General features: G+C 63.2%; 20 protein-coding genes, 2 other RNA genes and 1 pseudogene. 13 read left to right on the top strand and 10 right to left on the bottom strand.

All coding sequences use genetic code 11. From position 1 onward, the window contains the following. Positions 1 to 3: 3 nt before the first annotated feature. The 5 genes from smc to FEM01_RS14910 all read left to right on the top strand — a co-directional run bounded on the left by smc (position 4) and on the right by FEM01_RS14910 (position 8,523). Complete coding sequence (gene smc, locus FEM01_RS14930) at positions 4 to 3,492, top strand: chromosome segregation protein SMC (RefSeq protein ID WP_138220251.1); 3,489 nt, start codon at positions 4 to 6, stop codon at positions 3,490 to 3,492. 193 nt (positions 3,493 to 3,685) lie between these two features. Then, the gene (gene zipA, locus FEM01_RS14925) at positions 3,686 to 4,567 is read left to right on the top strand and encodes a cell division protein ZipA (RefSeq protein ID WP_138220250.1); all 882 of its coding nucleotides are present in this window, start codon (positions 3,686 to 3,688) and stop codon (positions 4,565 to 4,567) included. Positions 4,568 to 4,835: 268 nt separating this feature from the next. Then, entirely contained in the window at positions 4,836 to 7,190 is a 2,355-nt protein-coding gene (ligA, locus tag FEM01_RS14920) for an NAD-dependent DNA ligase LigA (RefSeq protein WP_138220249.1), read from the top strand. A gap of 320 nt (positions 7,191 to 7,510) precedes the next feature. After that, positions 7,511 to 7,607: signal recognition particle sRNA small type (gene ffs / locus FEM01_RS14915), an RNA gene on the top strand. A gap of 589 nt (positions 7,608 to 8,196) precedes the next feature. Next, the gene (locus FEM01_RS14910) at positions 8,197 to 8,523 is read left to right on the top strand and encodes a hypothetical protein (RefSeq protein WP_138220248.1); all 327 of its coding nucleotides are present in this window, start codon (positions 8,197 to 8,199) and stop codon (positions 8,521 to 8,523) included. 114 nt (positions 8,524 to 8,637) lie between these two features. Here FEM01_RS14910 and FEM01_RS14905 read toward each other — a convergent pair whose 3' ends face one another. Continuing rightward, a complete protein-coding gene (locus FEM01_RS14905) occupies positions 8,638 to 9,588 on the bottom strand; it encodes an IS5 family transposase (RefSeq protein WP_138220247.1) in 951 nt (316 codons plus the stop codon). 87 nt (positions 9,589 to 9,675) lie between these two features. Beyond that, a pseudogene (locus tag FEM01_RS24410) lies at positions 9,676 to 9,840 on the bottom strand (site-specific integrase); the annotation flags it as partial. Between the two features lie 137 nt (positions 9,841 to 9,977). On the opposite strand from FEM01_RS24410, the gene ffs (FEM01_RS14895) reads away from it, so the two are divergent. The 5 genes from ffs (FEM01_RS14895) to FEM01_RS14875 all read left to right on the top strand — a co-directional run bounded on the left by ffs (FEM01_RS14895) (position 9,978) and on the right by FEM01_RS14875 (position 14,490). After that, positions 9,978 to 10,072, top strand: an RNA gene (ffs, locus tag FEM01_RS14895) — signal recognition particle sRNA small type. Between the two features lie 257 nt (positions 10,073 to 10,329). After that, positions 10,330 to 11,376 carry an N-acetylmuramidase family protein gene (locus FEM01_RS14890; RefSeq protein WP_138220246.1) on the top strand — a complete coding sequence of 349 codons (1,047 nt, stop codon included), beginning with the start codon at positions 10,330 to 10,332 and terminating at the stop codon, positions 11,374 to 11,376. Between the two features lie 13 nt (positions 11,377 to 11,389). Continuing rightward, on the top strand, positions 11,390 to 11,983 hold the full coding sequence (locus FEM01_RS14885) for a hypothetical protein (RefSeq protein WP_431188601.1): 594 nt from the start codon (positions 11,390 to 11,392) through the stop codon (positions 11,981 to 11,983). 119 nt (positions 11,984 to 12,102) lie between these two features. Continuing rightward, positions 12,103 to 12,525: a hypothetical protein gene (locus FEM01_RS14880; RefSeq protein WP_240791757.1), complete on the top strand. Its 423-nt coding sequence runs from the start codon at positions 12,103 to 12,105 to the stop codon at positions 12,523 to 12,525. Positions 12,526 to 12,546: 21 nt separating this feature from the next. Further along, positions 12,547 to 14,490 carry a hypothetical protein gene (locus FEM01_RS14875; protein WP_138220244.1) on the top strand — a complete coding sequence of 648 codons (1,944 nt, stop codon included), beginning with the start codon at positions 12,547 to 12,549 and terminating at the stop codon, positions 14,488 to 14,490. Between the two features lie 267 nt (positions 14,491 to 14,757). Here the strand turns inward: FEM01_RS14875 and FEM01_RS14865 are convergent, their stop codons facing one another. After that, positions 14,758 to 15,495 (bottom strand): substrate-binding periplasmic protein, encoded by a 738-nt coding sequence (locus FEM01_RS14865; RefSeq protein ID WP_138220242.1) that lies wholly within the window; start codon positions 15,493 to 15,495, stop codon positions 14,758 to 14,760. Between the two features lie 132 nt (positions 15,496 to 15,627). Here FEM01_RS14865 and dnaX point away from each other — a divergent pair, with 132 nt between their 5' ends. The 3 genes from dnaX (at position 15,628) to recR (ending at position 18,904) form a co-directional block, all read left to right on the top strand. After that, positions 15,628 to 17,679 (top strand): DNA polymerase III subunit gamma/tau, encoded by a 2,052-nt coding sequence (gene dnaX / locus FEM01_RS14860; RefSeq protein WP_138220241.1) that lies wholly within the window; start codon positions 15,628 to 15,630, stop codon positions 17,677 to 17,679. A gap of 65 nt (positions 17,680 to 17,744) precedes the next feature. Beyond that, the gene (locus FEM01_RS14855; RefSeq protein ID WP_016488349.1) at positions 17,745 to 18,080 is read left to right on the top strand and encodes a YbaB/EbfC family nucleoid-associated protein; all 336 of its coding nucleotides are present in this window, start codon (positions 17,745 to 17,747) and stop codon (positions 18,078 to 18,080) included. 221 nt (positions 18,081 to 18,301) lie between these two features. Then, positions 18,302 to 18,904: a recombination mediator RecR gene (gene recR / locus FEM01_RS14850; RefSeq protein ID WP_138220240.1), complete on the top strand. Its 603-nt coding sequence runs from the start codon at positions 18,302 to 18,304 to the stop codon at positions 18,902 to 18,904. 94 nt (positions 18,905 to 18,998) lie between these two features. Here the strand turns inward: recR and FEM01_RS14845 are convergent, their stop codons facing one another. From FEM01_RS14845 to FEM01_RS14815, 7 genes are all read right to left on the bottom strand, one after another. Further along, entirely contained in the window at positions 18,999 to 19,547 is a 549-nt protein-coding gene (locus FEM01_RS14845) for an adenine phosphoribosyltransferase (RefSeq protein ID WP_038705708.1), read from the bottom strand. Between the two features lie 53 nt (positions 19,548 to 19,600). Further along, positions 19,601 to 20,335 carry a Crp/Fnr family transcriptional regulator FnrA gene (gene fnrA, locus FEM01_RS14840; protein ID WP_138220239.1) on the bottom strand — a complete coding sequence of 245 codons (735 nt, stop codon included), beginning with the start codon at positions 20,333 to 20,335 and terminating at the stop codon, positions 19,601 to 19,603. A 186-nt stretch (positions 20,336 to 20,521) separates the two neighbouring features. Further along, the gene (hemN, locus tag FEM01_RS14835) at positions 20,522 to 21,904 is read right to left on the bottom strand and encodes an oxygen-independent coproporphyrinogen III oxidase (protein WP_138220238.1); all 1,383 of its coding nucleotides are present in this window, start codon (positions 21,902 to 21,904) and stop codon (positions 20,522 to 20,524) included. 158 nt (positions 21,905 to 22,062) lie between these two features. Further along, entirely contained in the window at positions 22,063 to 22,746 is a 684-nt protein-coding gene (locus FEM01_RS14830; RefSeq protein ID WP_138220237.1) for a sulfite exporter TauE/SafE family protein, read from the bottom strand. Further along, a complete protein-coding gene (gene ccoS / locus FEM01_RS14825) occupies positions 22,739 to 22,951 on the bottom strand; it encodes a cbb3-type cytochrome oxidase assembly protein CcoS (RefSeq protein WP_138220236.1) in 213 nt (70 codons plus the stop codon). Before ccoS ends, FEM01_RS14830 begins: the two co-directional genes overlap by 8 nt. Further along, positions 22,933 to 25,404 (bottom strand): heavy metal translocating P-type ATPase, encoded by a 2,472-nt coding sequence (locus tag FEM01_RS14820; protein ID WP_138220235.1) that lies wholly within the window; start codon positions 25,402 to 25,404, stop codon positions 22,933 to 22,935. Before FEM01_RS14820 ends, ccoS begins: the two co-directional genes overlap by 19 nt. A gap of 103 nt (positions 25,405 to 25,507) precedes the next feature. Beyond that, positions 25,508 to 26,035 (bottom strand): FixH family protein, encoded by a 528-nt coding sequence (locus FEM01_RS14815; RefSeq protein WP_138220234.1) that lies wholly within the window; start codon positions 26,033 to 26,035, stop codon positions 25,508 to 25,510. Positions 26,036 to 26,037: the final 2 nt, after the last annotated feature.

The raw sequence follows: 26,037 nt of genomic DNA, 5'->3' as shown, positions 1-26,037 counted from the left end.
CCGATGCGCCTCAAGTGCATCCGCCTGGCCGGGTTCAAGTCGTTCGTCGACCCCACCACGGTCAACTTCCCCAGCAACATGGCGGCCGTGGTAGGCCCCAACGGCTGCGGCAAGTCCAATATCATCGACGCGGTGCGCTGGGTGATGGGCGAAAGCTCGGCGAAGAACCTGCGCGGCGAATCGATGACCGATGTCATCTTCAACGGCTCCACCAGCCGCAAACCGGTCAGCCAGGCCAGCATCGAACTGGTGTTCGACAACAGCGACAACACCTTGGTCGGTGAATACGCCGCCTACGCCGAGATCTCGATCCGCCGCAAGGTCACCCGCGACGCGCAGAACACTTACTACCTCAACGGGACCAAGTGCCGGCGCCGCGATATCACCGACATTTTCCTCGGCACAGGCCTGGGCCCGCGCAGCTACTCGATCATCGAGCAGGGCATGATCAGCAAGTTGATCGAGGCCAAGCCCGAGGAATTGCGTAACTTCATCGAAGAAGCCGCTGGCATTTCCAAGTACAAGGAGCGCCGCCGCGAAACCGAGAACCGCATCCGTCGTACCCAGGAAAACCTCGCGCGCCTGACTGACCTGCGCGACGAACTCGAACGTCAGCTCGAACGCCTGCATCGTCAGGCCCAGGCCGCTGAAAAATACCGCGAGTACAAGGCCCAGGAGCGCCAGCTCAAGGCGCGCCTGTCGGCATTGCGCTGGCGCGAGCTGGACGAACGCGTGCGCCAGCGCGAGACGGTGATTGGTGACCAGTCGATCGCCTTCGAGGCCCTGGTGGCCGAGCAGCGTAACGCCGACGCCAGCATCGAACGCCTGCGTGATGGCCACCACGAATTGTCCGAGCGTTTCAACCAGGTGCAAGGGCGGTTCTACTCGGTGGCTGGCGACATCGCCCGTGTCGAGCAGAGCATTCAGCACGGCCAGCAGCGCCTGCGCCAGTTGCAGGATGATCTCCAGGAAGCCGAGCGCACGCGTCTTGAAACCGAATCCCACTTGGGCCATGACCGCACCTTGCTGGCCACCCTGGGTGAAGAGCTGGGCATGCTTGAACCCGAGCAGGAATTGATCCTGGCCGCTGCCGAAGAAGCTGCCGCGACCCTGGAAGAAGCCGAGCTGGGCATGCACGGCTGGCAAGAGCAGTGGGACAGCTTCAACACCCGCTCCGCCGAGCCGCGTCGTCAGGCCGAGGTGCAACAGGCGCGGGCGGCGCAGTTGGAGGCCAGCCTTGAACGTCTGGCCGAACGCCAGCGCAAGTTGGGCGAAGAACACGCGCAACTGGGTGCGGATCCACAGGACGCTGAGACTGACGCGTTATCCGAGCAGGTGGCCAGCTGCGAGCTGTTGCTGGAAGACTTGCAGTTGCAGGAGCAGCAGGTCGTCGAACAGCTCGAAGGCGTGCGCGAACAGTTGCAGCAAGCCGCGCAGGCTCAGCAGCAACAGCAGGGTGAGCTGCAACGCCTGGGCGGGCGCCTGGCGTCCCTAGAGGCGCTGCAGCAAGCTGCCCTGGAACCTGGTGCGGGCGCGGCTGACTGGCTGCGCAGCCAGGGCCTCGAGCACCGCCCACGCCTGGCCGAAGGGCTGCGGGTCGAGCCAGGGTGGGAGCTGGCGGTGGAAACCGTACTAGGCGCGGACCTGCAAGCGGTGCTGCTCGACGACTTCGCCGGGCTCGCTTTCAACGACCTGGAGCAGGGCGAGTTGCGCCTGTTGCTGGAGGGCAGTGAAGGCGTGCCAGTGCCTGGCAGCTTGCTGGATAAAGTCCAGGGGCGCACCGACCTGTCGCCCTGGTTGGGCCAGGTGCGGCCGGTGGAAACCCTCGAGCAAGCCCTGGCCCAGCGCGGGTCGCTGGCCCAGGGTCAGAGCCTGGTGAGTCGCGACGGCTACTGGGTCGGCCAGCATTTTCTGCGGGTCAGCCGTGGCGGTGACGCCCAGGGCGGGGTGCTCGCCCGTGGCCAGGAAATCGAACGCCTGGGCCATGCGCAAGCCGAACAGCAGGCACAGCTTGAACAGTGCGATGAGCAGTTGCAGCGCCTGCGTGAACAACAGCTCGACCAGGAACAACAGCGCGAGCAATTGCGCCGCCGCAGCCAGGATGAAAGCCGTCGGCACGCTGAACTCAAGGCGCGCCTGTCGGCCGGCCGCGCCCGTGCCGAACAGTTGGCGCTGCGCCATCGCCGCCTGGAAGAAGAACTGGCCGAGTTGCAGGAACAGCGCGCCGTCGAGCACGAACAGCTGGGTGAAGCCCGCCTGCTGCTGCAAGAGGCCCTGGAGTTGATGGCCCAGCACACCGAGCAGCGCGAGCAGTTGATGGCCCGCCGCGATACCTTGCGCGAAGGCCTCGACCGCGTTCGCCAGGAGGCACGCCAGCACAAGGATCACGCCCATCAACTGGCCGTGCGCCTGGGCTCGCTGCGGGCCCAGCACGACTCGACCCGCCAGGCGCTGGAGCGTCTCGAGCAACAGGCCGCGCGCTTGAGCGAGCGCCAGGAACAACTGAACCTGAACCTCGAAGAAGGCCAGGCGCCGCTCGAAGAACTTCGTCTGAAGCTCGAAGAGCTGCTTGAGCGGCGCATGCGCGTGGATGAAGAAATGCGCGAGGCTCGCCTGCATATGGACGAAGCCGACCGCGCGCTGCGCGAGGCCGAGCGTCGGCGCACCCAGGCTGAGCAGCAAGCTCAGGTGCTGCGCGGTCAACTGGAACAGCAGCGCCTGGAGTCGCAAGGCCTGGACGTACGGCGCAAAACGTTGCAGGAACAACTGCTGGTAGACGGCTACGATCTTCAGGGCGTGTTGGCCACGCTCGAGGCCGATGCCAGTGAACAGGGCACCGAACAGGAGCTGGAACAGGTCGAGTCGCGTATCCAGCGCCTGGGTGCGATCAATCTGGCGGCCATCGAGGAGTACGAGCAGCAGTCCGAGCGCAAGCGTTACCTGGATGCCCAGGACGCCGATCTGGTAGAGGCGCTGGAGACCCTGGAAAACGTCATTCGCAAGATCGACAAGGAAACCCGTAACCGTTTCAAGGATACCTTTGATCAGATAAATGCCGGATTACAGGCACTTTTCCCAAAAGTTTTCGGTGGCGGCAGCGCCTATCTGGAACTGACGGGCGAAGATCTACTCGATACAGGGGTGACAATCATGGCGCGCCCGCCCGGCAAGAAGAACAGCACGATCCATTTGCTGTCTGGCGGCGAGAAAGCACTGACCGCCCTGGCGCTGGTGTTTGCCATCTTCAAGTTGAACCCCGCGCCGTTCTGCATGCTCGACGAAGTCGATGCACCGTTGGACGACGCCAACGTCGGGCGGTATGCCCGCCTGGTCAAGGAAATGAGTGAAACCGTTCAATTCATCTACATCACGCATAACAAGATTGCCATGGAAATGGCCGATCAATTGATGGGCGTGACCATGCACGAGCCTGGTTGTTCACGCCTTGTTGCAGTTGATGTGGAGCAAGCGATGTCCATGGTCGACGCCTAACGGCATGATCATGCGGGTATTTCCCCTGGCAGGAGCGACAGACGGTGTAAAGTTGCCTTTGGTCGTGCTAGCTTTATGGCACTTGTTTCTAGCGTGGGTAAAACGCCTGTCAGAACATAGAGTTGGCGCCACGTGTTAAAGGCCTTTGAAGCCTTTGTTTTCAAGCATATTTTTTATAGAGGCACGGGATTACATGGAAATCGGTCTGCGCGAGTGGCTGATCGTCATCGGCATCATTGTCATCGCCGGTATTCTTTTCGACGGCTGGCGCCGCATGCGCGGCGGCAAGGGCAAGTTGAAGTTCCGTCTGGACCGCAGCTATGCCAACGCCCCTGACGACGAGGGCAGCGCCGAGGTGCTGGGCCCGGCCCGTGTGCTGGAAACCCAAAAAGAGCCCGAACTGGACGAAACCGACCTGCCGTCGGTGAGCGCCCCGGCCCGTGAGCGCGAGCGTGAGCCAAGGCCGAGCAAACCCAAGCGTGGCAAGCGCCAGCACAACGAGGTTCAGCAGGGTGACTTGAGTCTGGCTGCCGAGCCGCGTGAGCCTGACTTGTTCGACGAAGGCGATGAAGAACTGGCCGCCGACAACAGCCGTAACAGCGGCTTTGCCACCTCCAGCAACGCCGCCAAGGAGCTGCCGCCGGTGGAAGAGGTGCTGGTGATCAGCGTCATCTCCCGCGACGAAGCCGGCTTCAAGGGGCCAGCGCTGCTGCAGAACATCCTTGAAAGCGGCCTGCGCTTCGGCGAAATGGACATCTTCCATCGCCACGAAAGCATGGCCGGTCACGGCGAAGTGCTGTTCTCCATGGCCAACGCCGTCAAGCCCGGCGTGTTCGACCTGGACGACATCGACCACTTCAGCACCCGTGCGGTGAGCTTCTTCCTCGGTCTGCCGGGGCCGCGCCATCCCAAGCAGGCCTTCGACGTGATGGTGGCTGCCGCGCGCAAGCTCGCCCACGAACTCAACGGTGAACTCAAGGACGACCAACGCAGCGTGTTGACTGCCCAGACCATCGAGCACTACCGCCAGCGCATCGTCGAGTTCGAGCGCCGCGCACTGACCCAGAAGCGCTGAACACCCGAGCAGGCGAGCCCAGCCTCGGTTCGTACTGCGATGATTCAAGCTAGAGGGCTGTCGGGGCTGGTGCTGGTTACTCATTTGATTGGGGCTGCTTTGCAGCCCTTCGCGGGCAAGCCCGCTCCCACAGGATTTGCGCAGCTGTCATGGCGAGCGCGGTCCCTATGGGGGCGGGCTTGCCTGTGAAGGGGCGCAACGCGGCCCCTCTTGTTTGAGTGTTCAGCCTGAATGCCGCTGGCTGCCTGCCTTGCAAGAGAACACGAAAATGACCGCCGAATCCCGAATCCACGCATTGCGCGCCGAACTCGACCAGCACAACTATCGCTACTACGTGCTCGACGAGCCCAGTGTGCCGGACGCCGAATACGACCGGCTGTTCAATGAGCTCAAGGCCCTGGAGGCCGAGCACCCGCACCTGGTCACGCCTGATTCGCCTACCCAGCGCGTGGGTGGCGCTGCGCTGTCGGCGTTCAGCCAGGTTCGCCACGAGATCCCCATGCTCAGCCTGGGCAACGCTTTTGAGGAAGACGATCTGCGCGACTTCGACCGTCGTGTGGTCGAGGGGCTGGACCTGCCTGCAGGTGACCTGTTCGGTGCGGGCGCGGCGGTGGACTATAGCTGCGAACCGAAGCTCGACGGCCTGGCGGTAAGCCTGCTGTACCGCGACGGCCAGTTGGTGCAGGGCGCCACCCGTGGCGACGGCACCACCGGTGAGGACATCAGCGCCAACGTGCGCACCGTGCGCAACATCCCCCTCAAGCTGCAAGGCGAAGGCTGGCCGGCGGTGCTCGAAGTGCGCGGCGAGGTGTACATGAGCAAGGCCGGGTTCGAGCGCCTCAACGCCGCCCAGGCCGAGGCGGGCGGCAAGACATTCGCCAACCCGCGCAATGCGGCTGCCGGCAGCCTGCGCCAGCTGGACTCAAAGATCACCGCCAGCCGTCCGCTGGAGTTCTGCTGCTACGGTGTGGGCCAGGTGTCCGAAGCATTCGGTGACAGCCATATCGGCATCCTCGAAAAGCTCAAGACCTGGGGCCTGCCGATCAGCCGCGAGCTGCGCCATGCGGCGGGCATCGAGCAGTGCCTTGAGTACTACCGTGACATCGGCGCGCGCCGCAACGACCTGCCTTACGAGATCGACGGCGTGGTGTTCAAGGTCAACAGCCTGGCCTCCCAGCGCGAGCTGGGCTTTCGGGCCCGCGAGCCGCGTTGGGCGATTGCTCACAAGTTCCCGGCCATGGAAGAACTCACCGAAGTGCTCGATGTCGAGTTCCAGGTCGGGCGTACCGGTGCGGTGACCCCGGTGGCGCGGCTCAAGCCGGTCAAGGTCGCTGGCGTGACCGTGTCCAACGCCACCCTGCACAACATGGACGAAATCGCCCGGCTGGGCCTGCGGATCGGCGATACGGTGATCATCCGCCGCGCCGGTGATGTGATTCCGCAGGTGATGCAGGTTGTCCTCGACCGGCGCCCGGACGATGCCCGCCCGGTGCAGGTTCCGACGCACTGCCCGGTGTGCGGCTCGCACGTCGAACGCACCCAACTGGTCAAGCGCAGCAAGGGCAAGGCAACCACCAGCGAAGGCGCGGTGTACCGCTGCGTCGGCCGCCTGAGCTGCGCGGCGCAGCTCAAGCAGGCGATTATCCATTACGTGTCGCGCCGCGCCATGGACATCGACGGCCTGGGCGAGAAGAGCGTCGAGCAGTTGGTGGACGAAGGGCTGATTCGTTCGCCAGCCGATCTGTACAGCTTGCAGTTCGAGCAGATCGTTGGCCTGGAAGGTTTCGCCGAGGTGTCCAGCAACAAGCTGCTGGCTGCCATCGACGCCAGCAAGCGCCCGACCCTAGCCCGCTTCATCTATGCCCTGGGCATCCCCGATGTGGGCGAGGAGACCGCCAAGGTGCTGGCGCGTTCGCTGGGCCGTCTGTCGCGGGTACAGGGGGCCTTGCCGCAAGTGCTCACGTACCTGCCCGACATCGGCCTGGAAGTGGCCTTTGAAATCCACAACTTCTTCGAGGATGCACACAACCGCGCGGTCATCGACGCGCTGCTGGCAGCCGGTATGCAGTTGCAGGACGAAGGCGAGCTGGGCGCGGAGTTCGCCGCCAGCACCACGCTGGCTGGCCTGCTCGCCAAGCTGGACATTCCCTCGGTCGGCCCGACCGGGGCCGAGAAGCTGGTGGACAAGCTTGGCACCCTGGACAAGATCATCGCGGCCGACGGCATCGACCTGCGCCAGGCGCTCAATACCAAGCAGGCCGAAGGCGTGCGCGAGTTCTTCAAGGTCGAGGCCAACCAGCAATTGGCCCGTGCAATCGAGGCGCAGTTGCTGGAGTTTGGCATGCACTGGTCGTGCGAGAAGCAATCCGCCGAAGGCCTGCCCCTGGCCGGGCAAACCTGGGTGCTGACCGGCACGCTCGAGCGCATGAGCCGGGATGTGGCCAAGGAGAAGCTGGAAAGCCTGGGTGCGAAAGTGGCCGGCTCGGTGTCAGGCAAGACCCATTGCGTGGTCGCCGGCCCCGGTGCGGGCTCCAAGCTGACCAAGGCCAACGAGCTGGGGGTGAAGGTGCTGGATGAAGAGCAGTTCGTGGCCTTCATGGCGGGGCAGGGCATCACCCTCTGATCTCGCAAGCACGCCGCGTCCGGTTCAAACCCGCTTGCACAGGATTGTGCAACGCCTGAGTCCAGCGTTGCATCTGTAGGCGCGGCCTTGTGCCGCGATGTGCTGCGCAGCAGCCCCGGCGATCTTGCATGAGGCTCAAATCCTGGGGCCGCTACGCAGCCCATCGCGACACAAGGCCGCTCCTACAGACTCCCTGTAGAGCCAGTGTCTGCACAAGTCCTTGAGAAACGATGCTTTTTTCTCTCGCAACGGTTGTATCTTGGCCACGGAACGGTACAATGGCGCGGCTCGTCGCCTGACGAGCTGCGTGATGGTGACCCCACCGGTCCCCCCGCATCGATTACCCGTCAACCTGGTCAGGCCCGGAAGGGAGCAGCCATAGCGGGAACATCGAGTGCCGGGGTGTGGCTGGTGGGGTTGCCTCCATTATGTAAGTCCTTAATTCTAAAGGACCTTTCTCGCTAAAAATCTCGAAGTGGACCAGTGCCTTAGTACACCTAAGTTGCTCACTGCGCTCTAGTCAACCTTCTCATGGGCTTCCTGCCCAAACTCCAAATCGTAATCGCTCACACCTCGCAATTGACCTGCAAAAATTTATGTGGCAATAAGCTACTATCCGGGTCGCGGCGTCGGTGCTGAAGTCCGATCAGCTGGCTGCGATTGCGTTATCGCTTTGTTGATTTTCCGTTGCTGGCGGCATGCACTTGCTGTCCGGTGGGTCTCAACCCAGCGAGCATAATCCCCGAATGCAAAGGAATGTATGTCGCAGATATCGATCCCTTACCTTGCTTTTCATCCCTCGACCAGCAGCCAGGATCTGTAGATTCTGCGGACCTTAAAGCCTCACCTAAGTCGACGATGCCTTGGAGATGGCAGATCAGACGGAGGTCTGAGCATCTAAAGCGACGGTCGAGGGTAGACCGTCGCTAACCGACCCATTGCTGCCCTTCGCGACAGGCAGCTATCGGTCAAAAGCAGACGACTAAACGATTGCAAAGGATGCTGCATGTTAAATCAGACAGTCTTCTACCTTGTAGACCCTCACGAGCGACCGCCTTACGGTAGGGTTGCCGATAATCTCTGGGGAACTGAAGCAAATATCGACTCAGACGGCGACAGTCGCACGCCTGACGACACACAATGGACGGAGCTTTCCTTGATCCTCAGAGACGGTGTAGACGAGGCGCAGATACACATCGACCCCATTTCAGATCGCCCCCTCATTCTTAAAATCAGATCGTTTGATGCTGACCTGGTGGAGCGAACAGCTCGTTTTCTAAGCGAGTACACAAAGGGAAAGATAGAGCTGATTGAGCCGAACTTGCGGTTCTGAATGTCTGTTTCGGGTCCAGAGTGTGTCAAAACCGCTTGTTAGGGAGATGCCGAAAACCCCGATTTTCAGCCGCTGATTATTGGAAAACCAAGGCATAGCCTTGGTTTTCTGCCCTCACGGGCGCACCTCTCCCGCAGCAGGCAATAATTGCCGGCGTACCATCCACAGATTCGACAGTGCGAACAGGGTGGTCAATTGCGCCGTATTCTTGGCCAGGCCACGGAAGCGGGTCTTCACATAACCGAACTGACGCTTGATCACCCGAAACGAATGCTCGATCTTGCGCCTGGCCTTGTACAGCGCACTGCGTTTGCTCAAATGCTTGTAGGTGCTACGTCGCGCAGCGATCTGCCAGATCACTGGCCGGCCCTCATGCTCTGGCCGTTTCTCTACGCCGGTGTAACCCGCGTCAGCACAGACAACGTTCTCGCCACCGTGCAACAGATGGGCAACTTCCGTCACATCGGCCACGTTGGCGGCGGTGCCATGGACATGATGTACCAGGCCCGATTCTGCGTCGGCTTCGATGTGCGCTTTCATACCGAAGAAGTACTGGTTGCCTTTCTTCGTCTGGTGCATTTCAGGATCGCGTTTGCCTTCCTTGTTCTTGGTCGAACTGGGTGCGTGGATGATAGTGGCGTCGACGATGGTGCCCTGGCGCAACGACAGGCCCTTGCCTCGCAGGTAATTGTTGATGGTTTCCAAAATGCCCGCCGCCAACTGATGCTTCTCCAGTAGGTGCCGGAAGTTCATGATCGTGGTGTCTTCGGGGATCGGAGCGCTGAGCGTCAGTCGAGCGAATTGGCGTATCGAGGTGATTTCGTAGAGCGCCTCTTCCGTGGCTCGATCACTCAACGAGAACCAGTTCTGCAGCAGGTGAATGCGCAGCATGGTTTCCAGTGGGTACGGCTTGCGGCCGCCGCCCGCCTTCGGGTAATGCGGCTCTATCAATGCCACCAAACCGCTCCACGGCACCACCTGTTCCATCTCAGCCAGGAAACGCTCGCGACGGGTTTGCTTGCGCTTACCGGCATACTCGAAATCGGAAAAGCTCATCTGGCTCATGGAATGGCGGGCTTGTAGAAGGCAGTTGGACGGAGGGCTATTTCAGCACAGGTCAGATGGCCTGTGCTGACTTGATCGGAGAATCCCTAGGTGTCGCAGGACTTGCTCTGTCAGCGAAGCTGCCAGAAACATTGCGGTTTGGCGCTCTCGGATGTTCAGGCAAAGACGAAGAGTGGACCGTTTCGGGAATAGGTGCTTGGGTAGCCGCAAGTTCAGGTAATAGGCAGCTTGGCGGCGGATGATGTAGGCCATGAGTGGAACACCAGAGTGGAACAAGCGAGTGGACCAATTCCAGCCACACCTCTGGTGTCACCTTGCCCGAGCCTCGTGTTCACACGGTAGAACTATCGGAACTCCATCAGCCTGAAACCATTGCCCCATAAGGCCTGCAACGATTACCCTGCATCCGTGGATGCCACCTGGTCAGGCCCGGAAGGGAGCAGCCATAGCGGGAACATCGAGTGCCAGGGTGTGGCTGGTGGGGTTGCCTCCATCTCTCCCTCGCTTCACCTCTCCTTAATACCCACTCAAAGCCATTGCCAGCCTCTGTGCCTGTCACCCTGCGCACATCCCGAATTTTCGCCCCACACCCTTGCATCACATCACACTGCTCGACGTCCCCTCTGGACAACTCAAAACCGCCTTGTTAGTTTCCGCCAGCCACATGTTTCAAAGTATGAATGTGGCAATGGAATGATATTAAAGTGATATCAACTTCGCTGACGAACAAGGACGTATACAATGAAAAGCCTGCAAGGTTTGCCCAGTCTCATCACGGCTTCGGTAGGCACGCCGGGTAAAGCGCGCAACTTGCCGGCCGATGTTCAATGTATTCAATACTTGTTCAACTTGGTCAATCCCAGGTTGGGTTTTCCGATGGCTGAAAATGGCCGCTGCGACAGCCAGTTAGTGCAGTGCATCAGCCAATATCAGTTCCGTCAGCTCAAGTATGCCCACCCTGACGGCGTGGTAGACCCGGCCGGGCGGACCTTCAACAGCCTGATCGAGCAGGCCGTGCGGGTGCCGGTCAAGCTCAACCCCAGCTTGCGCCTGCCGACCTTCGCCAATGTGTTCGGCAACAGCACTGGCGACATGGTCCAGGCCACGGTCAACCACTACCTGGCGCGGGCGCGGGCGATGATCGAGGCCGAGCGGCGCAACCGCGATATGATCCTGCAGGCCACCTGCGACGGTGGCACGACCCTGAGCGATACGGATTTCCAGAACGCTGCCGCGCAGCTGGGCAATGGCATTAGCGCCAACCTGGTCAAGGCGTTCGCCACGGTGGAGTCGGGCGGGCGCTCGGGGTTTGGGCCGGCGAAATTGCCGGTGATTGCCTTCGAAGGGCATATCTTCCGGCGCTATACCAAGCACAAGTACGACCAGACCCACCCGCTGCTGTCGTATATCTACAAGAAGAAGGCCGGCCCGCAGTGGCAGACCAACAACAAGGACCAGACCAAGGCCTGGGAAACCATGGCAACGGCATTTGGTCTGGATCAGGAAGCGGCGTTGATGTCGGCCTCCTGGGGCATGTTTCAGATCATGGGTTTCAACTTTGCTTCGTGTGGCTATAAAACCGTATTCGAGTTTGCCGCCGCGATGAAAATCAATGCGGGGCAGCAACTCAAGGCGTTCCTGGGGTTTTGCGCGAAGAACCCGGCCTTTATCAAGGCGGCGAAGAACAAAGACTATGCCGGCATGGCGCGCAGTTATAACGGCGAGGATTTCGGCGATTACGATGTGCGTATCAAGAAAGCCTTTGAAGCACTTGAAGGGAAGAAGTGAAATGAACACAGGGATCACCCGTTTGCTGGCCGCCAGCGTACTGTCGCTGGGCCTTGCCGCTCCGCTAATGGCCGATACGGCCACGCTTGAGCCTGGGCGCTACGAGGCGCTGATGCTCGCAGTCACCCCGGATCATCAGGTCGAGGGTTTCTATGCCGAGGAATTGGGCGAGGGCGTGAGCCGGCGCTGCGCGTTCTACTTCAAGGGGCAGCCTGGTGGTTCGATCACCACCTGGAGCCGCGCGGCGTATCCCGGCCAGGTGGCGGCAACGGCCGATGGCGTGACGCTGACGGTGCAGAAGGGGCGTCAGCACCCCGGCTGCATGAGTGTACTGGCGCCGGAGATTGCCACGGGGCTTGAGCTTGGGCGTATCGACAGCCGAGCATGGATCGGGCTGGTGAGCGTTTCCAGCGACAAGGCCTACCTGCTCAAGGCGCCGGGCAGCAAGGCCACCAAGCGCCCGTACATCGTCAAGAACGATGTGGTCGGGGTGCTTGAGTACAAGGATGGCTGGGCCAAGGTCGAGTACGTCAATGCCAATGACCGCTCCTTCACCGGCTGGATCCGTGCCGATCAGTACAGCCCTTTGGTCGCGCCGAAAAGCTGATCCTGCCAGTTCGCGGGGCCCGAGGCTGGCCCCGTGGGCTGCTTCGAATACCACCTGCCTCTTCCCCTCGTATCCTCCCGGCGTTTTAATTCCAGCACGATGCCGCGTGGCGCCTTATCATGCGCACCCGTCCGTTCGGCCAGGAGACAGCGACCGTGGAACACGTCGACGCGCTAACCCGTCAGAAAATCCGTGAGTGGCAAGTGCGCCGCCTGGAGATCAAGGACCAGATGGCCAACGAGCCTGAGCGGGTGCTTGAGCTGTCCAAGGTCCTCGACCAGATGGAAGAGGAGCACGAGCGTATTCTTGCTGAAGCGACGCCCCCGGCCCCGGCACCTGCGGCGGCCTTTGCGCTACGGCTTGAGGTGTCCGCGTCCAATCGACGCGACCTGCGCAAGTTGCTGGAACTGGCCCTGCACGAACTCGACAGCGTGCTCGATGCGCCTGGGACCAACCCTGGCCATACTGGCAACATGAGCGGGTCGCTGGGCGATTACCAGCTGCAACTGACCCTGGGCGAGCCGTCGGCAACGCCTGAATGAACCCCTGTACCCCGAGCCCCCATGCAGCCTGAACACTTCGATTTTTCCCGCCCGGTCTATCTGCCGATCACTTTCGAGCAATGCCAGGCGCTGTTGCAGGCCGAAGGCGCGCCGGCGCTCGAGGCGCTGAGCGAGCCGGAGCTGGCGGCGTTGCTGGTGATCCAGAACCTGGCGCACAACCCAGGCCAGGTGGATGCGCGCGCGGCGGAAAAAGTGCTCGGCAGGCTGCTGGCCTGGGCCGTCGAGGGCGCTCATTCGCCGGGTGTTGGGCTGCTGTCGGAGGCGCGTCGGCTGTTCGATGCGCGCAAGCTGTACTTTGGCCTGGAGGTGATCAAGGCCTCCAAGCTGCGCCTGATGGACGAAGAAACCGTCCAGGCGCGCGAGTACCTGCTGGCCAACGGCACGTGGGATTTCGAGTTCAGGATCCGCCGTCAGCACGGCGATAACCCGTTCAGCCAACAAGTGGTCACCGGCTTCGACAAGGAGCGCTGGCTCACGGTCGAGCAGGACAAGCTGCTCAAGGTGATCCGCGCCAACCTCGACGAAGACATCCATGTGCAAGGCTACGCCGGCATCGGTAAGAGCTACCTGCTCGGCGCGCTGATGGACTGCCTGCCGGGCGGTCGGGTGCTGGCCCTGGCGCGTACCTCCGGCAAGCTCGGCGCGTTGCGCCAGCGCATGGGGCTGGATCCGCAGGCCAAGGTCGGCGCGACCTTCGCCCAGTTCGCCCGTGCCCTGCTCAAGGATGCCCGTGCGCCCAACAGCCGCCAGGCGCTGCCGGGTAAGCGCCGGGTCGCCGAAGAGCTGGGGATTCTCGGGCTGCGCCAGTACGATGCCGAGCACACCCTGGATATCTGCCTGGAGGTGTTGCAACGCTATTGCGAATCCCGCGACTACAGCCTGTCTAGCCGCCACCTGCCGTTCTTCCGGCAGGCCCTGACTGGGGTCGATGCCCAGGCGCTGCTGGAGTACGCCAGCCGCCTGTGGCGCTACCTGGAGGCCAACCCGGCATGGGGCGCGCAGACCGGTTTCGAGGCGCTGCTGCTGATCAAGCGTGCGGGCCTGGCCGGTTGCAGCGTGCCGGGGCGTTTCAGCCACGTGATCATCGACGAAAGCCAGGACGTACCCGCTGCGCTGTTGCAGATCATCGAGCGTGGCCGCCAGGTGCTGATCACCCTGGGCGATGAGTATCAGAAGGCCAGCGGCGAAGTGGTTCGCCGCGAGCGCCAGGTGCGGCACAAGGACATGACTTTCGCCGTGCGTTCCGGGCCACGGGTCGAGCGCCTGATTAACCCGCTGATCAGCCTGCATTCGCGTAAATCCAAGGTGGCGTTCGAAGCCGCGCGCAGTGTCGATGTGGGCATCGAGCACTATCCCCAGGGTTTCGTGCCGCCCGAGGGCTGCGTGGTGCTCACCGCTTCGCGTTGGGACAGCATGCGCTGGGCCATGGAGCTGGCTGAGTGTAATTGTCTGCTGGCGTTCCCTGATTGGCCTGAGCTGCGCCGTTTCATGGCCACGGCCGTGGGGCTGTTTCGCGCCGCGTTCTATGCCGCAGGGCCGGATGCGGCGGGTGCGCATCCGTATTTCGCGCACCTGCCGGATTGGCGCCAGGTACGCGAGAGCGAGCGCTTCGACGCCTCCTTCCTATGGGTTGAGGCGCGTCTTGAGGCGGGCTACAAGTTTGCCGACCTGACCTCGCTCGATGCCCGGGTCAGCGACCAGCGCGCCAGCCTGACGCTGATGCTGGCGCAGGATGCGGGGGGGCTTGAATTCGACCAGGTGCTGCTGACCCCGGAGCTGATGAGTACCCAGCCGTTTCGCGATGCCTACGCCTTCGACGAGCGTATCTGTGCGGTATACATCGCCCTGTCGCGGGCGCGTCGGCAGTTGTACCTGCCGTATGACGTGCAGGAGTGGATCGACTACCACAAGGGGCAGTCCTTCCGCGAGCTGCACGGTTACTGAGGGCGCAGGCTGTGCATGCGCGCCCTGTACCCTGTGGGAGCGGCTTTAGCCGCGAAGCAGGCGACGCGGAGGATGGCACCGGCTGTGCCGGTGTTCGCGGCTAAAGCCGCTCCCACAGGATGGCGCAACACCCGAATCAAGCGCAGTCCTTTCCGGCACGCTCGGCATTCCAGCAAGCCCATTCCCACAGGGGCGCGTCGGTTTTAGCTATTGAGCAAGACAGTTGCTGCAACGGCCACGACAAGCCAAGCGCTTCGCTCGTATGGACTACGGCGCATCCGTATACCGCCCGATAATCCGCTCGATCTCGCCTGACTGCTTCAACCTGACCAGTGCCCTGAGCACCGCCTGGGTCGGCAGGGCTGGGTCGTTGCGCACCATGCAGCCAAGCGCTTGCTCTTGCAGTACGGCTTGGACCGGCAAGCGCTGCTCGGCGGGCAACTGACGGTTGAACCACTGCAATGACAGCTGGTTGCTGACTGCATGCTGGTAGCGTCCAGCTTGCAGCTTGCGCAAGGCGAGCAACTGGCTGCGGCTGTCTTCGCGGTGCAACTGGCCGCGCTGGAACAGCGGCTCCAGGGTAGGGTAGACGTACCCCAGGACGGTGCCGATCGCTTGCGCTGGCAGCGCTTGCGGCGTGCTGACGGTGGTCTGGCCGGCGCGGCCGACCAGCAGGTCGCGCTGTTCGAACAGTGGGATGCTCCAGATATAGTCGCCTGGACGGTCCGTCAGCCATTGGGTGGACACGTTGCAGCGGACATCTATGTCGCCGCTGGCCATGGCTTCTTCCAGGCGTAGGCGTGCCATGACGTGATAGTGCGGTTGTACGCCGGTTTCCCGGGCGATGGCCTGGATCAGGTCGAACACGATGCCCTCCACGGGCTGTTCGTGCTCGATGCGTACCAACGGCATGCTCCAGCTTTCGGCGATGGAGAAGCGCATTGCCGCAGGCTCGGCCAGGCTGTGGCAGCTCCAGAGTAACAGGATGGCCAGGACTCGCCGCACGTCACCTCCTCCCTGGTTTGGTCTGACGGCTTTGCGCTAGATAGCTTAGACGAGAACGCCGGGGTGCAATTTCCCCCTCGCTCCGCTAGCATTAGCGCTCTTTCCGCCCGCTCCGGTCACGATGGTTTTTTGATGAGTTATCAGGTTCTTGCACGTAAATGGCGTCCGCGCTCGTTCCGCGAAATGGTCGGCCAAACCCATGTGCTCAAGGCTTTGATCAACGCCCTGGACAACCAGCGCCTGCACCACGCCTACCTGTTTACCGGTACTCGGGGGGTAGGTAAGACTACCATTGCGCGGATCATTGCCAAGTGCCTGAACTGCGAGACCGGCATCACCTCCAGCCCGTGTGGGACCTGCTCGGTGTGCCGGGAGATCGACGAGGGGCGTTTCGTCGACCTGATCGAGATCGACGCCGCCAGCCGCACCAAGGTGGAAGATACCCGCGAGCTGCTGGATAACGTGCAATATGCTCCGAGCCGTGGACGCTTCAAGGTCTACCTGATCGACGAAGTGCACATGCTCTCGACGCACTCGTTCAACGCCTTGCTCAAGACCCTCGAAGAGCCGCCGCCCTACGTCAAGTTCATCCTCGCCACCACCGATCCGCAGAAGCTGCCGGCCACGATCCTGTCGCGGTGCTTGCAGTTCTCGCTGAAGAATATGAGCCCGGAGCGGGTGGTCGAGCACCTGAGCCACGTGCTGGGTGCCGAGAAGGTGCCCTTCGAGGACGACGCCCTGTGGCTGCTTGGTCGCGCCGCCGATGGCTCGATGCGCGACGCCATGAGCCTGACCGACCAGGCGATTGCCTTCGGTGAAGGCAAGGTGTTGGCCGCCGATGTAAGGGCAATGCTCGGCACCCTCGATCATGGCCAGGTGTACGGCGTGCTCCAGGCATTGCTGGAGGGGGATGCGCGGGCGTTGCTCGAAGCGGTGCGCGACCTTGCCGAGCAGGGGCCGGACTGGAACGGCGTGCTCTCGGAGATGCTCAACGTGCTGCACCGGGTAGCCATCGCCCAGGCCCTGCCGGAGGCGGTGGACAACGGCCAGGGCGACCGTGATCGGGTGTTGGCGTTGGCCCAGGCCCTCCCGGCCGAAGATGTGCAGTTCTATTACCAGATGGGGCTGATTGGCCGCCGCGACTTGCCGCTGGCGCCGGATCCGCGCGGCGGCTTCGAGATGGTCCTGCTGCGCATGTTGGCGTTTCGCCCGGCCGACAGCGACGACGCCCCTCGGGCAGTGCTAAAGACAACGGGGATCAGCCAGGCCACAGCTGATCCGGCAACACCGGTGGCAGCCGCGGCGCCCATCGCGCCGGTCGTACACGTCGCCCCGGTCGAGCCTGTCAGCGAGCCTGAGGCGGCCGCTGTTGAGGCAGAGCCGGTGGCGGAACCTGAGCCGGTGGCGACCATCGAGCCCGAGCCTGAGGTGCAACCTGAACCTGAGCCTGAGGCTTGTGCGCCAGAGCCAGAACGGGTGGAGGAAGTCGTCGACCTGCCGTGGGACGAGCCTGCTGCCCCCGTGCAGCCGCAGCCGCAGCCACAGCCAGCACCTGCGCCGAGTTACAGTCCGCCAGATGACGACGCTCCGCCATTCGACCCGTCGGCGTACAGTCCGGCCAGCCTGGAGCGTGACGACGAGCCGCCGGCTGACGACGACTATTACATGCCAGAGGGCGATGCCTCGAGCTTCAGTTACCTGGACGAATTGGCCGAGCACGTGCAGGAAGACGTGGTGGCCAAGCCTGTCGAACCGCTGCCTGCGGCCAAACCCGCCACTGGCCTGGCCCTGCAATGGTTGGAATTGTTCCCACAGTTGCCTGTCTCCGGGATGACGGGCAACATCGCCGCGAACTGTACGCTGATCAGCGCCAACGGCGACGATTGGCTGCTGCACCTGGACCCTGGGCAGGGCGCGTTGTTCAACGCCACCCAGCAGCGCCGGCTGAACGAAGCGCTCAACCAGGCCCTGGGGCGCGAAATCCGGCTACAGATCGAGCTGATTCGCCCCGAGCAGGAAACCCCAGCCCAGGCCGCTGCGCGCAAGCGCGCCGAACGTCAGCATGAGGCTGTGGTCTCCATCGAACAGGACCCGCTCATCCAGCAGATGATTCGGCAGTTCGGCGCGACGGTCAGGCACGATACTATTGAGCCTGTAGAGCCCCTGGCCAGCCAGGGGCAATGAACGGATAACCATGTGGCCGGCGTGAGCCTGGCTGCATCACATGACCCAGATCGAGGTACTTTCCCATGATGAAAGGTGGCATGGCCGGCCTGATGAAGCAGGCCCAGCAAATGCAGGAAAAGATGCAGAAGATGCAGGAAGAGCTGGCCAACGCCGAAGTCACCGGCCAGTCCGGTGGCGGCCTGGTGAGCGTGGTGATGACCGGTCGCCATGACGTCAAGCGCGTAAGCATCGACCAGAGCCTGATGTCGACCGACGAGGACGACAAGGAAGTGCTGGAAGACCTGATCGCCGCCGCGCTGAACGACGCCGTGCGCAAGATCGAGCAGAGCAGCCAGGAGAAGATGGGTGGCATGACCGCTGGTATGCAGCTGCCGCCGGGCTTCAAGATGCCGTTCTAAGGCATCCAGCCTGTTCAAGGAAACCGCCGTTGGGTAACCATCGGCGGTTTTTTGTCTTTTAGGCGCGCACATCATTTTGAGTGCGGGCTTCATTCCTTGTGGGGGCGGGTTATTTACCAAGCAGGCGGTGCGCAGGTAATGCGAGCGCTGCGATGGTGGATTTGACGCCACTACCCCACGCCGGTATAAACCGCGTCTTACCGATTTATCAGGCCTTTCCCATGAGCTTCAGTCCCCTCATCCGCCAACTGATCGACGCCCTGCGCATCCTACCTGGCGTTGGCCAGAAAACCGCCCAGCGCATGGCCTTGCAGTTGCTCGAGCGCGACCGTAGTGGCGGCACCCGCCTGGCCCAGGCCCTGAGCCAGGCCATGGAAGGTGTTGGCCACTGCCGCCAGTGCCGCACCCTGACCGAGGAGGTGCTGTGCCCGCAATGCGCCGACACGCGCCGGGACGATACCCAGCTGTGCGTAGTGGAGGGGCCGATGGATGTGTATGCGGTGGAGCAGACCGGCTACCGCGGGCGTTACTTCGTGCTCAAGGGGCATCTGTCGCCGCTCGATGGCCTGGGCCCGGATGCCATTGGCATTCCGCAGTTGATGGCGCGCATTGACGAGCAGGGCACTTTCAATGAGGTGATCCTGGCCACCAACCCGACGGTGGAAGGGGAGGCGACTGCCCATTACATCGCCCAGCTATTGGCCGAGAAGGGCCTGGCCGCCACGCGCATTGCCCATGGCGTGCCATTGGGCGGCGAGCTGGAGTTGGTGGATGGCGGGACGCTGGCGCATGCCTTTGCCGGGCGCAAGCCGATTTCTCTGTGAGCGGCAAGCTGCGAGCTGCAAGTAAAAGCGGTTCTGCGCCAACCTGCTGTTAGCTTGCAGCTTGCAGCTTGCAGCTTGCAGCTTATAGCTGCCTTCAATATTCGCTCAGCGAGAACTCGGTCAGGCAGAACGTCGGTACTCCTGCCGCTTGCAGGCGGCGCGAGCCTTCCAGCTCTGGCAGATCGATGATCGCCGCAGCTTCGAACACCTGGGCGCCGGTGCGACGCACCAGGTTAGCCGCCGCCAGCAGTGTGCCGCCGGTGGCGATCAGATCATCGAAGATCAGTACCGAGTCGCCGTCGCACAGGCTGTCGGCATGCACCTCAAGGAATGCCTCGCCGTACTCGGTCTGGTAGCCCTCCGACAACACATCAGCCGGCAGCTTGCCCTGTTTGCGGAACAGGATCAGCGGCTTGTTCAACTGGTGGGCGATGATCGAGCCGATCAAAAAGCCTCGCGCGTCCATGGCGCCGATGTGGCTAAACTCGGCTTCGACGTACCGTTCGATGAACTGGTCGGCTACGTAGCGCAGCCCGCGCGGCGACTGGAACAGCGGGGTGATATCGCGAAAGATCACGCCCGGCTTGGGGAAATCTACCACCGGGCGGATCAGGGCTTTGAGGTCGAAGGTGTCGCTGTGCATGGGGCGGTATCCTGGAAAAACCAAGACCGCAGTATACCCTGTTAACGCCGCGGTCAGGATTCCATCGCACCACCGGCCAGCGCGCACAGCTGGATCGGATCGAGGATGTGGATCTCTTTGCCTTCGGCCTTGATCAGACCGTTCTGCTGAAAGCGCGTGAACACCCGCGACACGGTTTCCACCGCCAGGCCCAAGTAGTTGCCGATCTCGTTGCGCGACATGCTCAGGCGGAACTGGTTGGCCGAGTAGCCACGGGCGCGGAAGCGCGCCGAGAGGTTGACCAGGAAGGTGGCGATGCGCTCGTCGGCAGTTTTCTTGGACAGCAGCAGCATCATCTGCTGATCGTCGCGGATCTCGCGGCTCATCACCCGCATCAACTGTCGACGCAGCTGCGGCAGTTGCACCGACAGCTCGTCCAGGCGCTCGAAGGGGATTTCGCACACCGAGGTGGTTTCCTGAGCCTGGGCCGACACCGGATAGGCCTCGGTGTCCATGCCTGACAGGCCGACCAGCTCACTGGGCAGATGGAAGCCGGTGATCTGCTCCTCGCCGCCGTCACTCAGGCTGAAGGTCTTGAGTGCGCCGGAACGTACCGCGTAGACCGAGCCGAAATTGTCACCCTGGCGGAACAGGAACTCGCCTTTTTTCAGCGGGCGTCCGCGCTTGACGATTTCATCCAGTGCGTCCATGTCCTCGAGGTTGAGCGACAGGGGCAGGCACAGGGGGGCCAGGCTGCAATCCTTGCAGTGGGCCTGGTTGTGTGGGCGCAGTTTTACTGGCTCGGACATTTCTTCGATCCTTGTGGGAAAGCACACATAAGCCGTAAGGGTAACCCACGGCGAGGGCTGTAGGCCAGCGTGTGCATTCTTGGTGCGTGCTGGCGCTGCCCCGACGCGCCTGCGCCGGGGCTCTCTCACTGTCCATAGTGTGCCTGACAAGGCTGGCCGTCCATGCGCTAAATCGTATTGCGCGCCTCAAATGACCCGCGAGAACCGCTGGCGGTTCTGTTGTGCGAGATAAGCGTCGAAGACCATGCACACCGAACGCACCAACAGGCGCCCGGCGGGCAGTACGCGAATACCCTTGGCGTCGAGACTGATCAGGCCATCGCGCTGCATGGCCAGCAGTTCCGGCCACTGATCGTTGAAATAGCCGCGAAAGTCGATCACGAAGGCCCGCTCGATCGCGTCGAAATCCAGTTCGAAATGGCAGATGAGCTGTTGGATCACTGCCCGGCGCACGCGGTCGTCCGGGTTGCACAACAGGCCACGCTGAGTCGCCAGCTGGGCGTCGGAGAGGGCGTTCTGGTAAGTGTTCAGGTCACTGCTGTTCTGGCAGTACAAGTCGCCGATCTGGCTGATTGCCGATACCCCCAGGCCGATCAGGTCGCAATGGCCGTGGGTGGTGTAGCCCTGGAAGTTGCGCTGTAAGGTGCCTTCTTCCTGGGCAATCGCCAGCTCGTCATCGGGCAGGGCGAAGTGGTCCATGCCGATGTAGCGGTAGCCGGCGGCGGTCAGTTGCTCGATGGTGGCCTGGAGCATGTCGAGCTTGGCCGAAGGGGTAGGTAGCTCGCTGGTATCGATGCGCCGCTGGGGCATGAAGCGCTCAGGCAGGTGGGCGTAGTTGAACACCGACAGGCGGTCGGGTTGCAGGCGGATCACTTCCTCGACGGTACGCGCGAAGCCTTCCGGGGTCTGGCGCGGCAGGCCGTAGATCAGGTCGAGGTTGACCGAGCGAAATTGCAGCGTGCGCGCGGCCTCGATCAGCGTACGGGTCTGCTCCAGGCTTTGCAGGCGATTGACAGCGCGCTGCACGGCTGGGTCCAGGTCCTGCACGCCGAGGCTGACCCGGTTGAAGCCCAGTTCGCGCAGCAGGCCCATGGTCGACCAGTCGGCCTCGCGTGGGTCCAGCTCGATGCCGTAGTCGCCGGAGTCATCGTCCAGCAGGTTGAAATGCTGGCGCAGGCTGGCCATGAGTTGGCGCAGTTCAACGTGGCTGAGGAAGGTCGGCGTACCGCCGCCGAAGTGCAGTTGCTCGACTTTCTGCCTGGGGTCCAGGTGGCAGGCGATCAGTTGGATCTCCTGTTCCAGGCGTTGCAGGTAGGGTGCGGCGCGAGCGCGGTCCTTGGTAATGACCTTGTTGCACGCGCAGTAGTAGCAAATGTTGGCGCAGAACGGCACATGCAGGTATAGCGACAGCGGGCGCACGGCACGGCGGCTCTCGCGCAGGGCGTGGAGCAGGTCGAACGAACCCACTTCGGCATGCAGCTGCATGGCGGTCGGGTAAGAGGTGTAGCGAGGCCCGGCCAGGTCATAGCGACGGATCAGGGCGGCGTCCCAGCGTAGGTCGTCGAGCATGTGGGTAATCCCCGGATAGCACTGCAGTGCCCGGAGTCTAGGGGGGGTTGTAAGTTTGTATGTTGATTTGTATCAAGCTGCAAGCGGCGAGCTTCAAGCTGCAAGAAGAAGCAAGTTCGGTACACCCCTCCCGCTCTCTCTTGCAGCTCGCCGCTGCTTCAATGCCCCATCAACCAATGCTGATGGGGGCCGGGCAGGGTCCACAGCCCGAACAGGATCACCAGCAGCCCGCCAGCCGTGCGTATCCCGCGATTGCGCAGCAGCTTACCTACCTGCTGCGCCGCCAGCCCCGTGGCCAGCAGCACCGGCCAGGTGCCCACGCCGAACGCCAGCATCAGCGCCGCACTGTGCAGTGCATCCCCCTGGCTCGCAGCCCATAGCAGGGTGCTGTATACCAGCCCGCATGGCAGCCAGCCCCACAGTGCGCCGAGCAGCAAGGCGCGCGGCAGGCTGGACACTGGCAACAGGCGCGTGGCCAGAGGTTGTACATGGCGCCACAGGCCACGGCCCAGTGCCTCGACACGCGTCAGCCCGCTCCACCAGCCGGCCAGGTATAGGCCCATGGCAATCAGCAGCAGTGCAGCGATCACCCGTAGCCCGGTCGCCAGCGGGCTACTGGCCAAGGCCACGCCAGCCAGACCCAGCAGCAGGCCGGCAATCGCGTAGCTAAGCACGCGCCCCAGGTTGTAGGCCAGCAGCAGGCGCAGGCGGCGGCCGCGTTGTTCGGGGGGGATGGCCAGGGTCAGGGCGCCCATCAGGCCGCCGCACATTCCCAGGCAATGGCCGCCACCGAGCAGGCCAAGCACCAGCGCCGAGCCGAGCAGGGGAATCAGGTCAGGCACGCGGGCTCGGGTCCTTGTCTTCGGGCGCTTGTGCCTCGGGCCTGGCGGCGGCCTGATGGCGTGGATCCTGGTCGTCGAACAGGATGCTGTGGGCCGGGCCTTCTAGGTCGTCGTACTGGCCGCTGTCCACCGCCCAGAAAAAGATGTACACGGCAACGCCGACCAGCAGCAGGGCGGCGGGAATCATCACGTAGAGGGCGGGCATAGGGTCTTCCTTCCCAGCGCGACGGGCGCGGGGGGCGGTGGGGTCAGCGCGCTGGGTTGGCGGGTCAGGCGCAGCGCATTGAGCACGACGATCAGCGAGCTGAGCGACATGCCGACCGCAGCCCACGCTGGCGTGACCCAGCCCAGTGCGGCGAACGGCAACATGAGGCCATTGTACAGGGTCGCCCAGAGCAGGTTCTCGACGATGTTGCGGCGCGTACGCCGGGCGAGGCTGAAGGCCTGCACCAGCGCGTGCAGGTTGTTCGACAGCAGCACCGCGTCGGCACTGGTCTTGGCAAGGTCCGTGGCGCTGCCCATGGCGATGCTGATGTCGGCAGCCGCCAGCACCGGCACGTCGTTGACCCCGTCGCCGAGCATCAGAACTTTGCGTCCTGCCGCTTGCAACTGCTTCAAGCGCGCCAGCTTGTCGTCCGGGCGCAGCCCGCCGACGGCCTGGTCGATACCCAGTTGCGCGGCCACTTCGCCGACCATTGGCGAGCTGTCGCCGGACAGCAGCAGGGTCTGCCAGCCGCGGGCCTTGCAGGCAGACACCAGGTCGGCGGCGGTGTCGCGCAGGCGGTCGTCCAGGCCGAACCAGGCCAGTGGTCCTTGGCGATCGCCCAGCAGCAGCCATTGGCCGCGGGGTTCGGGCACGCCAGGGACTTCGGCGCCGCTCAGCGCACAGACGAAGGTGGCTTGGCCGATGCGCAGGCGCTGGCCGTCCAGTTCGCCTTCAAGGCCCAGCCCTGGCACGGCGTTGACGGCGTCCGCTGTGCGCGTGGCGCGGCCGAACGCGCGGGCGATGGGGTGCTCGGATTGGTTTTCCAGGGCGGCGGCCAGGGCCAGGCACTGGTCGGCGTCGCGCGGCCCGAGCGGGCGGATGCTGCGCAGCGCCAGGCGGCCCTCGGTGAGTGTGCCGGTCTTGTCGAAAATCACCGTGTCGATTTGGTTCAGGCCTTCCAGTACATGGCCGCGGGTCACCAGCAGGCCGAGCTTGTGCAACGTACCGGTGGCGGCGGTCAGAGCCGTCGGGGTGGCCAGCGACAGCGCGCAAGGGCAGGTGGCCACCAACATCGCCAGGACGATCCAGAACGCCCGCCCGGCATCCAGTTGCCACCAAACCAGGCCGATGGCCACAGCAGCCAGCAGGGTGAACAGCAGGAACCATTGCGAGGCACGGTCGGCGATTTCGGCCAGTCGGGGTTTTTCCGACTGGGCACGCTCCAGCAGCCGCACGATGGCCGACAGGCGCGAGTCCTGGCCTACCGCCTGGACCTCGACGGTGAGGGCGCTTTCGACGTTGAGGGTGCCACCTGTGACAGGGTCGCCCCGGCGCCGGGGTTGCGGCAGGTACTCGCCAGTGAGCAGCGACTCGTCGATGCTGGAGCGCCCGTCGACGATGCGCCCGTCCGCTGGGATCACCGCGCCAGGCAGCACCTGCACATGGTCGCCGGGTTGCAGCTCGCCCAGCAGGATACGTTCGGCCTGGCCGTCGACGCCCAGCCGCAGGCATGAGGCCGGCAGCAGGTTGACCAACTGTGCGGTGGCGGCCGCCGTACGCTCGCGGGCGCGACGTTCGAGGTAGCGGCCGGTGAGCAGGAACAGCGCGAACATGCCCACGGTGTCGAAATACAGCTCGCCGCTACCGCTGATGGCGGTCCAGATGCCCGCGCCGAAAGCCAGGCCGATGGCCAGCGACACTGATACGTCCATGGTCAGGTGGCGGGTGCGCAGGTCGCGGGCAGCGCCCTTGAAGAACGGCGCGCAGCTGTAGAACACGATGGGGATGGTGAGAAACAGTGCGACCCAGCGCAGGATGGCGTGCAGTTCAGGCGACAGGTCGATGTTGAATTCCGGCCAGGTGGCCATGGTTGCCATCATGGCCTGGAACCACAGCAGCCCAGCCACGCCGAGACGGCGCAGTGCGCTACGGTTTTCCTGGGCCAGTCGTTCGGCGGCCTGGTCGGGTTGATAGGGGTGGGCGGCATAGCCGATATGGCGCAATTCGGCGAGTAATGTCGAGAGCGGCAGCGCCGCGTCCGACCAACTGACCAGCAGGCGGTGGTTGGACAGGTTCAGACGTGCTTCGCTGACCCCAGGTAGGCTGCGCAGGTGCTTTTCGATCAGCCAGCCGCAGGCAGCGCAACTGATGCCTTCGACCAACAGGGTGGCTTCGGCCAGTTCGCCTGCGTGGCGCACGAAGTTGCGCTGCACGTCGTCGCGGTCGAACAGCGCCAGTTCGTCTTGCAGTTGCCGAGGCAGGGTTTCGGGGTTGGCGCTGCTGTCGCTGCGGTGCTGGTAGTAGTGCTCAAGGCCGCCTGCGACGATGGATTCTGCCACCGCCTGGCAGCCTGGGCAGCAGAAGGCCCGCGGCTGGCCGAGGACCACGGTGTTGAAGCGGCTGCCGTTGGGTACGGGCAGGGCGCAGTGGTAGCAGGGGGTGGGTTGGGTCATCTTGAGTCTGTCTTTTGGCTTGGGATTGCCGGGGGTGCTTTGCACCCCTTTCGCGGCACAAGGCCGCTCTTACAGGAATGCCCGAGCGGCCATGTGTCGCGAATCATTGCTGGTGCTCGGCACCTTGTAGCGCCTCGTCGCCCAGCTGCAAGGCTACGCCATGCTCGACCTTTTCTTCCTCGAACAACCGCCACACATGTTCATCCTGGCTGCCCAGCAACTCGACGAAACGCCGCCCTTCGACCTTGTCCTCCAACTGACCGACATAGCGGCCCGGTTCGCTGCGTGCCAGTTGCACCTTACGGTCGCGGTCCGGCTGGGTCGGCGAAATCAGGTTCAGTTCGAGGGTTTGCGGGTTGCTGTTGCCGCTCAGGCGCACGTCCACCTCGCCGGTCAGCTCGTCGAGGTGGATGCTGGCCTTGAGGTTGAGGGTCTGGGCCAGTAGCTCGCGGTCCAACGAGCGGTTGATGCCCTTGCCCGCCTCGTAATAGTTATCGTTGACCAGGTTGTCCGGGTTGCGCACGGCAATGCTGACCATGGTCAGGCTCAGGCATACCGAGGTGGTCAGGATGCCGATGATGATCCAGGGCCAGAGGTGCTTGTACCAAGGGCTGGCGGCGGTGGCAGGCATGC

This window comes from Pseudomonas mosselii (genome assembly GCF_005796105.1).
Classification (GTDB): Bacteria; Pseudomonadota; Gammaproteobacteria; order Pseudomonadales; family Pseudomonadaceae; genus Aquipseudomonas; species Aquipseudomonas mosselii_C.
Note: the sequence above shows the minus strand (reverse complement) of the source record. Positions and strands in the feature narration are given on the sequence as shown.